Here is an 11,865-nt window from a genome sequence, read left to right on the forward strand (position 1 = left end):
TAGGCGCAAGCCTTGTACAAGTCTGCTTTGCAATGCCGTGCATTGCTTCCTGCAGCAACTGTCTGGTAATAATGGCGGAGGGGTTCCACGCGTTCCCATACCGAACACGACCGTTAAGACCTCCAGCGCCGATGGTACTTGGACCGCAGGGTCCTGGGAGAGTAGGACGTTGCCGGGCAAAAAGCAAAGACACCTTCATCTGAGGTGTCTTTTTCATTACGTCTCAAATTAACGGGCCTGACACCCGCTACTTGAATACATATTCACAAAATCTGCCTGCTTACGCACCACAGTCCCGCTATATGTTCAAAAGCATCGCGTCGGTATCCTCACAGCTCCGATTAACGGGCCTGACGCCAGCTATATATGCTGCCATCTGCGAACGGATCACAGACCGCTGATGAATGGCCCGATTGCCAAACTTCTACCTTGTTTTCCCATGCCCTTTAGCTCAACAGAATTTCGTTTGTTGTACACAATAGCCATATATCGTGTGCGGAGACTTCAGAAAAAAGCGCTGACTGGGTGAAAAATTCATCTCCCGCTTAATCAACTACATGATACTCTGACATTGAGCTGTCCATCAGAAACGCTTACACAGCAAGGGTTTTCGCGGTTTTGCGATGCTTGACAGCCTATGGTGCCTCTGCTAAGATTGCCATAATCAATCGGACAGCTTGCCGCAGAGACGACGGCAAAGGGGGTAAAAGCACGTGTGGCAAAACAAATTCGCCAAGGAAGGTCTCACTTTTGACGACGTATTGCTTGTTCCCCGGAAATCATCCATTTTACCTAGGGACGTCAACGTGTCAACAGTGCTCAGCCCTACGGTGAAACTGAATATTCCTTTGATGAGTGCTGGAATGGATACTGTGACTGAGGCGGCTTTAGCCATTGCGATCGCTCGTGAAGGTGGACTGGGCATCATTCACAAAAACATGTCCGTCGCGCAGCAAGCAGAGGAAGTGGATCGCGTGAAGCGGTCGGAGAGCGGAGTCATCACCAACCCGTTCTCACTGACACCTGATCATCATGTTTACGATGCGGAAGAGTTAATGGGCAAATATCGCATCTCGGGTGTGCCGATTGTGAATGAAGCAGGTAAGCTGGTCGGGATTCTGACGAACCGCGATCTCCGCTTCGTGCATGATTACTCCATTAAAATCAGTGAAGTCATGACTCGGGACAACCTGGTAACCGCGCCCGTAGGTACGACTTTGGAGCAAGCGGAAGGGCTGTTGCAGAAGTATAAGATCGAGAAGCTTCCGCTGGTCGACGAGACCAACACGCTTAAAGGCTTAATTACCATTAAAGACATCGAAAAGGCCATCCAATTCCCGCATGCGGCGAAAGACAGCCAAGGCCGGCTCCTTGTAGGCGCTGCTGTCGGTGTCTCCAAAGACACCTTTGAACGGTCGCAAGCTTTAGTCGACGCGGGCATCGACGTACTGGTGGTGGATTCGGCACATGGGCATCATGTTAACATTGTCAATATGGTTCGAAATCTTAGGGAGCGATATCCGGAGTTAACCATTGTAGCTGGTAATGTTGCAACCGGTGAAGGCACAAGAGAACTCATTGAAGCCGGCGCATCTGTTGTCAAAGTAGGAATCGGCCCGGGCTCGATTTGCACCACGCGAGTCATTGCAGGCATCGGCGTACCTCAAATTACGGCAATATATGATTGTGCAACTGTAGCACGCGAATATAATATACCGATCATCGCTGACGGCGGAATCAAGTACTCCGGGGAAGTGACCAAAGCGATCGCCGCCGGAGCAAGCTGTGTGATGATGGGAAGCTTGTTCGCCGGCACGGAAGAAAGCCCTGGGGAATCGGAGATTTACCAAGGGCGCCGCTTCAAATCTTACCGGGGAATGGGCTCCATCGGCGCCATGAAAGAGGGCAGCAAAGACCGATATTTCCAGGAGGATGCAAGCAAGCTCGTTCCGGAAGGCATCGAAGGACGTGTTCCTTACAAAGGTCCGCTCAAGGACACCATACATCAGTTGATGGGCGGACTTCGGTCCGGTATGGGATATTGCGGCACCGCTACAATAGAGGAACTGAAAAACGATACGCAATTCGTGCGCATTACCGGCGCGGGCTTACGGGAAAGTCATCCGCACGACGTGCTCATCACGAAAGAAGCGCCGAACTATTCATTATAAGATTTTAATGGACGGCGAAACAGCCGAGCCGCAGGCAGGAATTAACTGTGCCTGCGGCTTTTTCCTTCGTGGAGCCTATGTTACAATAGGACGTAATGTTTTTTCGTAATATGTTATAAAAAGGGAGAGAACGCGTTGAATCGCCATCATCTATTGTTCCGTCGTCCATCATTCTGTCGAAACGGTTCGTCGCTTTAGTTGTTCTGCTTAATCTGTTCTCTATGTACGTTCTGGCTGCGGCAGTGTCAGCCGCGCCGCGGACCGAAGGCGCGGTTCAGCTTCAAGCCGAATCGGCAATCCTTATGGATGCTGAAAGCGGACAGGTATTGTATCAATATAACTCGGAACTTGCTTTACCCCCTGCCAGCATGGCTAAAATGATGACCGAGTATCTCGTCTCTAAAGCTGTGAAAGAGGGCAAGCTCAGTTGGGATCAAACGGTGAAGGTCGGCGAGAATGCCTCCAAGCAGATCGGCAGCCGTATTTTCCTCGCTGAAGGAGATCAACATACGATTAAAGAACTTTACATCGCAATGGCGGTCGGCTCGGCTAATGACGCTACGGCGCAATTGGCTGAATCAGTCGCCGGCTCCGAAGAAGAATTTGCTAAGCTCATGAACGAGACCGCCAAGAAACTTGGCATGAAAAATGCTAATTTTATTAACTCGACAGGGCTGGATCGTGCCGATATGCCTGAGAAATATCGCCCGGCCTCTATTGCAGGCGAAACGGTCATGTCCGCACAGGATGCCGCGCTATTGGCTTATGCAATACTTAAAGAAGAGCCGGAGTTCTTGGAAACGGCCAAAATTCAAAAGTACAAATTCCGCGAGCGCGACGCGAAACCGATGGACAACTGGAACTGGATGCTGGGCTCCAACAAGAATAATGAATCTCTGCGCAAGTTCGCATATGAAGGTGTAGACGGACTGAAAACAGGGCACACCAGCAAAGCGGGCAATTGCTTTACAGGAACGGCCCTTCGCAACGGTACACGTCTTATCGCTGTTGTAATGGGTGTTCCAGGTTCCACAACGGACGGCAAGCGTTTCTTGGAAACCGCGAAGCTGTTCGACTACGGATTCAACAACTTCGAGAAAAAGACGATCATTGAGGCCAAAGCGGCTGTTCCTGAACATGAAACTTTGGCGGTGAAGAAAGGTGTTTCCACGAAGCTGCCTGTCGTAACGGCCAGCGACATAACGGTTCTCATCCCGAAAGGGAAAGCTGTGCAACCTGAAGTGCAGGAAGTCAAGGCCACTCAAGATCCGCTGATGGCTCCGGTGAAAACCGGAGATAAGGTGGGTACGGTGACATACAAATATAAAGATCCTTCAACCGACCAGAACAAGACGATCTCGGTTGATCTCATCGCTGCGGAAGATGTGGATAAGGCCAGTTGGTGGAGGCTCATGTTCCGCGCGATCAAAGACTTTTTCGTCGGCTTATTTAACGGGGTTGTGAATCTGTTCTAAATCCCGACCGTACGGTTGTCTATATACGACAATTCATGGTAAATTAATGGTTAGAATCTTCGGGAGGCAGGATAAAATGGAAACGGGTACTTCGAGAGTCAAACGCGGCATGGCCGAAATGCAAAAAGGCGGCGTCATCATGGACGTCATGAACGCCGAGCAAGCCAAAATCGCGGAAGCTGCCGGAGCAACGGCGGTTATGGCGCTTGAAAGAGTGCCGTCCGATATCCGTGCGGCCGGCGGGGTCGCCAGAATGGCCACACCGGAAATCGTTGAGCAAGTCATGAACGTGGTCAGCATTCCGGTTATGGCCAAAGCGCGAATCGGGCACTTTGTGGAAGCAAAAGTTCTGGAATCACTGGGCGTCGATTACATCGATGAGAGCGAAGTGCTCACCCCGGCGGATGAAGTGTATCATCTTGACAAGACGCAGTTCACCATTCCTTTTGTTTGCGGTGCTAAGGATCTCGGCGAAGCTTTGCGCCGTATTCAAGAAGGTGCATCCATGCTCCGCACGAAAGGCGAGCCGGGAACGGGAAATATCGTTGAGGCGGTTCGGCATATGCGCATCATTACAGGACAAATCCGGAAGATCCAGAATTTGTCCAAGGATGAGCTGTACCATGAAGCCAAAACTTTGGGCGTTCCATACGATTTGTTGCTGGGTGTACACGAATCCGGAAGCTTGCCGGTTGTTAACTTCGCGGCGGGAGGCGTCGCCACACCTTCAGATGCCGCTTTGATGATGCATTTGGGCGCAGACGGCGTGTTCGTCGGCTCCGGTATTTTTAAATCCGACAGCCCCGAGAAATTTGCGCGTGCCATTGTAGAAGCGACAACGCATTATGAAGATTATGAACTGATTGCCCGCGTATCCAAGGATCTTGGTACACCGATGAAAGGGATTGAAATTTCCAAGCTCGAAGCTTCCCAACGGATGCAGGATCGCGGTATCTAAACAGTACCTTAGCAAGTCGAACTTGCTGGTCTCGTAACACGATTAACCATCAAGCGGCTTCCATGCGGCACTATGTGCCGAAGGAAGCCGCTGCCGATTTTCACAAGATTGCGAAAGAAGGAACGGATATGAACATCGGAGTACTGGCGCTGCAAGGGGCGGTTGCCGAACATATTCGAAGCATTCAGTTGGCCGGCGCGGAAGGGGTCGCCGTCAAAAAGACGGAACAACTCGCTGACATTGACGGGCTTATTATTCCCGGCGGAGAAAGCACCACAATCGGCAAACTGATGCGTAAGTACGGTTTCATCGAAGCGATTCGGGACTACGCGAACGCCGGCAAAGCGGTATTCGGCACCTGCGCCGGCTTGATCGTTTTGGCGGAACGGCTGGAAGGCGGCGAAGAGCCGCATTTGGGGTTAATGGATATGACGGTAGCGCGTAATGCTTTCGGACGGCAGCGTGAAAGCTTCGAAACCGACCTGGACGTGAAGGGCATAGAAACTCCGCTAAGAGCTGTCTTTATTCGTGCACCGCTCATTAAAGAAGTAGGACAAGACGTGGAGGTTTTATCCTCATATCAAGGAGAAATCGTCACGGCTCGCCAAGGGAACTTGCTTGCATCCTCCTATCATCCCGAGTTAACGGACGATTACCGTCTTCATGAGCTTTTCATCGATATGGCATGGAAAGCTGCACAACGCAAGACGAAATAAGACCATCCCTTTACGGGAAAAGGGGTTTATCTCTATGTTGGATATCAAATTGCTCCGTAACGATTATGAGAAAGTGGCAACGGCTTTACGCAACCGCGGCGCTTCGCAAGAATTGATCGCGGATTTTCCAAGGTTAGACGCCAGCCGCCGCGAGAAGCTTACGGAGAGCGACCAGCTGAAAAACCGGCGCAATCTTGTCTCGCAGGAAGTGGCAAAGCTAAAGAAAAGCGGCGGTAACGCTGACGACCTCATTGCCGAAATGCGCGATGTAAATGACCGCATCAAGCAGTTGGACGAGCAAGTGCGCGAGCTCGATGCGGAGCTGGACAACATGCTGCTGACCATTCCGAATATCCCTCATGAGACGGTGCCTGTCGGTGCCTCCGAAGCCGATAACGTAGAGCTGCGGAAGTCGGGTCAGCCCCGTGAATTCGATTACGAGCCGAAGGCGCACTGGGATTTGGCAACGGAACTGGGCATTCTGGATTTCGAGGCGGCGGCTAAAGTAACAGGGTCGCGCTTTGTATTTTACAAAGGTTTGGGTGCAAGACTGGAACGCGCGCTCATTAACTTCATGATGGACTTGCATGCCGACCGGCATGACTATGAAGAAGTGCTGCCTCCTTATCTGGTTAACCGGGACAGTCTCATCGGAACGGGACAGCTTCCGAAATTCGCCGAAGAATTGTTCAAGGTCGAAGGAACGGACTATTTCCTCATTCCCACAGCCGAAGTTCCGGTTACCAACTATTACAGGGACGAGATTCTGTCGGCAGAAGGTCTGCCGAAGAGGTTTGTCGCCTACAGCGCATGTTTCCGGTCCGAAGCCGGCGCTGCGGGACGCGATACGCGCGGGCTCATCAGACAGCACCAGTTCAATAAGGTGGAGCTTGTGCAGTTGGTTGCTCCTGAGCGATCGTATGAGGTGTTGGAAGAGCTCACCGGGCATGCTGAACGCGTACTGCAGCTGTTGGGCTTGCCCTATCGGGTGCTCGCGCTTTGCACGGGAGATATGGGCTTCGGCTCAGCTAAAACCTATGATCTGGAAGTGTGGCTGCCAAGCGCAGGCACCTATCGCGAGATCTCGTCATGTACGAACTTTGAGGATTTTCAAGCTCGCCGGGCGGCGATCCGCTATCGTCCCGAGCAAGGTGCGAAGCCTGAATTCGTGCACACATTGAATGGCTCAGGACTTGCGCTTGGGCGAACCGTCGCGGCGATCATTGAAAATTATCAACAGGCAGACGGAACGATTGAGGTGCCTGAAGTTCTGCGTCCCTACATGGGTGGCATTAATTACATCTCGCCGCGGGCTTGATGTCTGAAGGCCCCTTATGTTATGATAATTTGGCATGCTTGGATAGGAGCTTCATGGATTCCCCGGCTGCCAGCCTGGAGAGGTACCGAAGCGGTCATAACGGGGCGGTCTTGAAAACCGTTAGGGTGCAAGCCCACGTGGGTTCGAATCCCACCCTCTCCGCCATACCTATTACAATTTGCAACCGATCCGTATGTGGGTCGGTTTTTTTGCGTTCATGAAGTCGTGCATAAGAAGGAGGCGTCAGGTCAACCTAAACTTGGAGGTGTTCGTTATATGTCGAGTAATGATGAGCTTAGGGTACCGCAGGAAGACCTTGTTGACGCATGGGGGGAAATTCTGCCCAGATGCCTGAATAACGGAGATTCGGCTGAAGTGAGAGCAGATGAGGCCGACCCGAGTACTCTGAGAGTACATATTGACTGTGCCGGCCGGCAGATGTATGAGTTTGATTTCGCCGTACGCTATGTGGACAGCCGTGAAATCGATGTACAGCTCACAGATGCGGAAAAAGACGGACAGACGGTAGACGAAACAAATGAAATCATGCAGGGGCTCATCGAAGATTATCGCCGGCACTTGCATGAGTGCGCGCAGCAGCTCCATTCTTTTACCCATATTTAGAACAAATTCAAAGGCCCGGCTGATGGCCGGGCCTTTGCCGTATTCCTACTAACAGTAAGAGTCTCACGCTTTGAGCACAGTTACAACGCTATGATATACTTATAATTCATATCAAAACAATATAAGGGAGGACCAGGCACATATGAATATTCGCGAATGCGATTTGCCGGGTATAGGCAAAAAATATCAAGTAGAAGCAAGAAGCGGCGACAAATTGGTCATCATCATTCATGATGACGGCCGAAGAGAAATGTATCACTTCGATCACGAGGATCCCGACGACAGCATATCGAGTGTTACCCTGGACGATGACGAATCCAGACTCGTGGCCAGCATTGTCGGCGGCATGACTTACAAGCCTCAAGCGTTGGAGACGATCGAAGTCGCAATGGATGATTTGTTGATCGAATGGTATAAAGTGCAGCCCAATGCGAAAGCCATCGGTCAGTCCCTTGCGGATTTGGAAGTGCGTCCCAACACCGGCGCCTCGATTATAGCGGCTATAGAAAGAAACGGGCGGAAACATATCACTCCAGGTGCCGATTATGTTGTACAAGCCGAATCGACCTTGATTGTTGCCGGAGAACGGAAAAATCTGAACAGCTTCAAACAACTTCTGATGAACGGTGGTGGCTAGTGCCGTATGGATCACATCGTACTGCAAGTTGGGCTGGCCATTACTTTAATCGCCGCAGTAGGTCTATTGTCGACAAAAATTCGCACGTCCGTCATTCCTTTTTATATATTAATCGGTATGGCAGTCGGCCCTCATGCTCCTCACTTCGGTTACTTTGACCTGACTTTCATCGAAAGTGCTCCAATTATTGAGTTTATGGGGAGAATCGGAGTCTTGTTCCTGTTGTTCTATCTGGGACTCGAATTCTCCGTGGGCCGTCTCATCAAATCGGGACGTTCCATTGCCGTGGGCGGCACCATATACATAATGCTTAATTTCACGTTAGGCGTTCTATATGGTTGGATAACGGGTTTTGAATTTTTGGAAATCTTAATTGTCGCCGGCATTACAACGATTTCATCCAGTGCCATCGTGGCCAAAGTTCTTGTGGATTTGAAAAGGACTGCGAATCCCGAGACTGAGATGATCCTCGGAATCATTATGTTCGAAGACGTGTTTCTGGCCGTGTACATCTCGGTTGTCTCCGGTCTTGTACTCAGCGGGTCGACTACTCTCGGAGGAGTGCTGCTGTCTGCAGGTGTGGCATTGGGCTACATGCTTTTGTTAATCATTGTGGGGCGGAAAATAGTGCCGTACTTGAATCGTTTGCTGAACATCCGCTCACATGAGATTTTTACTCTTGTCGTATTTTCCATTCTGTTTCTGATTGCCGGTTTTTCGGAAACGATCCATGTTGCGGAAGCGATAGGTGCTTTGCTGGTTGGTCTGGTGCTGGCTGAAACAGAACATCAGAATCGAATAGAACGTCTTGTTATTCCGTTCAGGGACTTTTTTGGGGCGATTTTCTTTTTCAGCTTCGGATTATCGATCGATCCGTACACGCTTGGCCAGGCCGCATGGTTATCCATCGGAGCTGCAATCGTCACGCTCATCGGTAACTTGGCTGCAGGAATGTGGGCAGGCAGAACCGCAGGATTATCTCCAAAAGCTTCCGCCAACATCGGTTTAACGATCGTTTCCCGGGGTGAATTTTCGATCATCATGGCCAACTTGGGCAGAGCCGGGGGATTAGCCGCTATTTTGCAGCCGTTTTCCGCGTTATACGTATTGATCTTAGCCATTCTCGGGCCGCTTCTGACTAAAGAATCGAAAGCCATATACAAATTGGTGGATAAAGTATTCAAATTTAAAAAACCGTCCGGCCGGAGAGAAGAAGTGAAAGCACAGGCCAAAGAGGTGCCTTCGTCACGACAAATAGAAGATTCCAACCCTTAAACCTACGAGACCATTTCCTGATATAATTAGAACAAATGGTTTCATGGGAGGAAGTTTAGTGACGCATCTCGAAACAAAGAAACCCAGGTCATCCTCGAAACGACTTCCACCTGAGGCTTCTAAGCCGAAACGAACGATGCGCCATCACAAGCTCACCCCCTTGGAGATTGCCAGGCGGATCTTTTTCATTGTATTGGGTGCCGTTCTGGTGGGCGTAGCATTGGAAATATTCCTCGTGCCCAACTCCGTCATTGATGGCGGCATTACCGGTATCTCCATCATGTCTTCAACGTTATCCGGCTTGCCGATCGGGGTTTTCCTGACGCTGCTCAATCTCCCTTTTCTTATCGTCGGTTACCGGGCGATCGGCAAAACATTTGCCCTGTCGACTCTATTAGGAGTTATCGTGTTGTCGATAACGACTACGCTGCTGCATCCCGTACCTCCTTTTACAGAAGATATCTTGCTGGTAACTGTCTTCGGAGGCATCCTGCTCGGAGCGGGAACCGGAATCGTTATCCGTGCGGGAGGCTCGCTCGACGGAACGGAGATCGTAGCCATCCTTTCGAACAAAAGGTCGCCATTCTCAGTCGGCGAGACCGTTATGTTCATCAACTTCTTCATACTGGCGAGCGCAGGGTTTGTGTATAGCTGGGATCGGGCCATGTTCTCTATGATCGCCTACTACATTGCATTCAAGGTCATCGACTTAACGCTGACCGGATTTGACGAGTCGAAGTCGTGCTGGATCATCAGCGATAACTACAAGGATATCGGACAGGCTATTGCAGACCGCCTCGGCCGCGGGATCACGCTGCTTCATGGAGAAGGCGGGTACAGCGGAGACGACAAAAAAGTCATTTTCTGCGTCATCACCCGTCTGGAGGAAGCAAAGCTTAAATCAATCGTTACGGAGCTGGATCCGCAAGCCTTTCTGGCTATCGGGAACATCCATGATGTAAGGGGCGGCCGCTTCAAAAAGAAAGACATTCATTAACCATTAATATCCATTCATTTTAACTGATTTTTAGTAAAGAAAGTCTTTTCGCATGCCTGAAATTAAGATACAATGAAGTTTGTTTGAAAGGGAATTATTTTCAGATTGGGAGAGGGGTTTTTGCATTTTGTTCAAGGGTAAAACAGGTTTCGCTATACTGTCGTTAGTGTTGGCAGTGGCGGTTGTCCTCAGTGGCTGCAGCAGCTCGAAATCGCCGAAAGAAGCGCTTCAAGCTTCTATGTCGAAATCGTCTGATATGAAGTCTTATAGTTTCAAAGGAAGCGCAAAGTTCGAGGATATCAATTTCCCGCAGGAAGGCATGAGTGCTGAAGAATCAGCTGCAATGCTGAACACGTTCAAGAATGCGGAATTGACTTGGACCGGCGCTTACCGTGCAGATCCGATGCTTATGGAAATCAATATGCAGCTTGCGCTGAAAGGCGATATGGCTATTAATTTTTCAGTACCGATCGTGATGAACAAAGAGAAGATTTGGATCAAAATTCCGAGCATTCCAATGCTGCCTATCCCGGAGACGGTAGTAGGCAAGTTCCTGGAAATCGATCTTAAGAAGCTCGCTGAGGACGCCGGGGAACCGCTGCCGAATCTCGATGTCGCTAAACAGCAGAAATTTGTGAACGATATGCTTGCGATTGTGTTCAAACACTTGGATGAAAAAACGTATCTTACTTCTGTAAAAGTGAAGGATGCCGGGTTGCCGGAAGATGCGGAAGTCAATCAAGTGGTACGTTTCAATCTGGATAAAGCGAAGCTTGAGCCCTTCCTGAAAACGATCGTCGAGAAGATTGCTCCAGAAATCATCGATGCGATTTCCAAAAACACAGAATATCGTGACATGCTTGGCATGAAGGCGGAAGACATCGATGCTGCCAAAGAAGGCCTGAAGGAAGTACAAGGCGAGAACTTGAACAAAGGTCTGGAAGAAATGAAAAAAGTGATCAAGACGTTAGAAATCACTTCTAACATCGGTATCGATAAGAAAGACTTCCCGACTTACTATGACGCTACCATCAAGGCTGCTCTTGATATCGAAGGCCAGAGCGGGAACTTTACGCTCAAAACCGTCAGCCAAATGAACAACATTAACAAAGAAGTGAAGTTCGAAGTCGGCGAACCTAAAGGCGACAGCATCATTACGATGGACGAGATGAATAAACAAATGGGCGGCATGTTCGGCGCCGATACGGCAACTCCTTCAATGTAAAAAAGCATTCGGAGCTTATCAGTTACTCCCCCGCCGGTTGGCGGGGGTTTTTTTAATATCCAGACAAATAAAAAAAGCGGATCCCGCAAATGCGAGATCCGTTTTATTATCGTGATGATGGTCGGGACGACACGATTCGAACATGCGACCCCCTGGTCCCAAACCAGGTGCTCTACCAAGCTGAGCTACGTCCCGAAAATATGAGCTGTTATGACAGCGAATGAAATCAATTATAGCACCGACAATTCTAATTGTGAAGGGGTTTGTACATTGTAAATATTGGCGGCCCCGACACGAATTGAACGTGCGACCTGCGGTTTAGGAAACCGTTGCTCTATCCGCTGAGCTACGGGGCCACAATGCCTTTTATTATAACACAAACCGGCCTCGAAAACCTAGAAATTACGTGAAACAATCCAAAGGGCGGCCCCCGGTCGAAACAGACTTGGAGAGGACCGCCCTATTGTGC

10 protein-coding genes, 3 tRNA genes and 1 rRNA gene are annotated in these 11,865 nt (G+C 50.0%); 12 read left to right on the forward strand and 2 right to left on the reverse strand.

All coding sequences use genetic code 11. The features are described from left to right. The first annotated feature begins 61 nt into the window (after positions 1-61). From rrf to SD71_RS18800, 12 genes are all read left to right on the forward strand, one after another. Positions 62-178 (forward strand): 5S ribosomal RNA (gene rrf / locus SD71_RS18745). Between the two features lie 535 nt (positions 179-713). Beyond that, the gene (gene guaB, locus SD71_RS18750) at positions 714-2,171 is read left to right on the forward strand and encodes an IMP dehydrogenase (protein WP_041066666.1); all 1,458 of its coding nucleotides are present in this window, start codon (positions 714-716) and stop codon (positions 2,169-2,171) included. Positions 2,172-2,392: 221 nt separating this feature from the next. Then, positions 2,393-3,646 (forward strand): D-alanyl-D-alanine carboxypeptidase family protein, encoded by a 1,254-nt coding sequence (locus SD71_RS18755; RefSeq protein WP_082034350.1) that lies wholly within the window; start codon positions 2,393-2,395, stop codon positions 3,644-3,646. A 76-nt stretch (positions 3,647-3,722) separates the two neighbouring features. Then, the gene (gene pdxS, locus SD71_RS18760) at positions 3,723-4,604 is read left to right on the forward strand and encodes a pyridoxal 5'-phosphate synthase lyase subunit PdxS (protein WP_041066672.1); all 882 of its coding nucleotides are present in this window, start codon (positions 3,723-3,725) and stop codon (positions 4,602-4,604) included. A gap of 128 nt (positions 4,605-4,732) precedes the next feature. Further along, the gene (gene pdxT / locus SD71_RS18765; RefSeq protein WP_041066822.1) at positions 4,733-5,320 is read left to right on the forward strand and encodes a pyridoxal 5'-phosphate synthase glutaminase subunit PdxT; all 588 of its coding nucleotides are present in this window, start codon (positions 4,733-4,735) and stop codon (positions 5,318-5,320) included. 34 nt (positions 5,321-5,354) lie between these two features. After that, on the forward strand, positions 5,355-6,638 hold the full coding sequence (serS, locus tag SD71_RS18770) for a serine--tRNA ligase (protein ID WP_041066675.1): 1,284 nt from the start codon (positions 5,355-5,357) through the stop codon (positions 6,636-6,638). A gap of 76 nt (positions 6,639-6,714) precedes the next feature. Beyond that, positions 6,715-6,803, forward strand: a tRNA-Ser gene (locus tag SD71_RS18775). Positions 6,804-6,914: 111 nt separating this feature from the next. Continuing rightward, positions 6,915-7,262 (forward strand): hypothetical protein, encoded by a 348-nt coding sequence (locus SD71_RS18780; protein WP_041066678.1) that lies wholly within the window; start codon positions 6,915-6,917, stop codon positions 7,260-7,262. A gap of 142 nt (positions 7,263-7,404) precedes the next feature. Continuing rightward, positions 7,405-7,899, forward strand: coding sequence for a cation:proton antiporter regulatory subunit (locus tag SD71_RS18785; protein ID WP_041066681.1), 495 nt, complete (start codon positions 7,405-7,407; stop codon positions 7,897-7,899). A gap of 6 nt (positions 7,900-7,905) precedes the next feature. Further along, on the forward strand, positions 7,906-9,174 hold the full coding sequence (locus tag SD71_RS18790; RefSeq protein ID WP_041066683.1) for a cation:proton antiporter: 1,269 nt from the start codon (positions 7,906-7,908) through the stop codon (positions 9,172-9,174). A gap of 136 nt (positions 9,175-9,310) precedes the next feature. Beyond that, the gene (locus SD71_RS18795; RefSeq protein ID WP_041066825.1) at positions 9,311-10,171 is read left to right on the forward strand and encodes a YitT family protein; all 861 of its coding nucleotides are present in this window, start codon (positions 9,311-9,313) and stop codon (positions 10,169-10,171) included. Positions 10,172-10,298: 127 nt separating this feature from the next. Next, entirely contained in the window at positions 10,299-11,396 is a 1,098-nt protein-coding gene (locus SD71_RS18800) for a hypothetical protein (RefSeq protein WP_052476415.1), read from the forward strand. 118 nt (positions 11,397-11,514) lie between these two features. Here SD71_RS18800 and SD71_RS18805 read toward each other — a convergent pair. Together SD71_RS18805 and SD71_RS18810 are read right to left on the reverse strand one after the other, a co-directional pair. Then, a tRNA-Pro gene (locus tag SD71_RS18805) sits at positions 11,515-11,591 on the reverse strand. A gap of 85 nt (positions 11,592-11,676) precedes the next feature. After that, positions 11,677-11,752, reverse strand: a tRNA-Arg gene (locus tag SD71_RS18810). Positions 11,753-11,865 lie beyond the last annotated feature (113 nt).

The organism is Cohnella kolymensis (assembly GCF_000829465.1).
GTDB lineage: Bacteria > Bacillota > Bacilli > Paenibacillales > Paenibacillaceae > Cohnella > Cohnella kolymensis.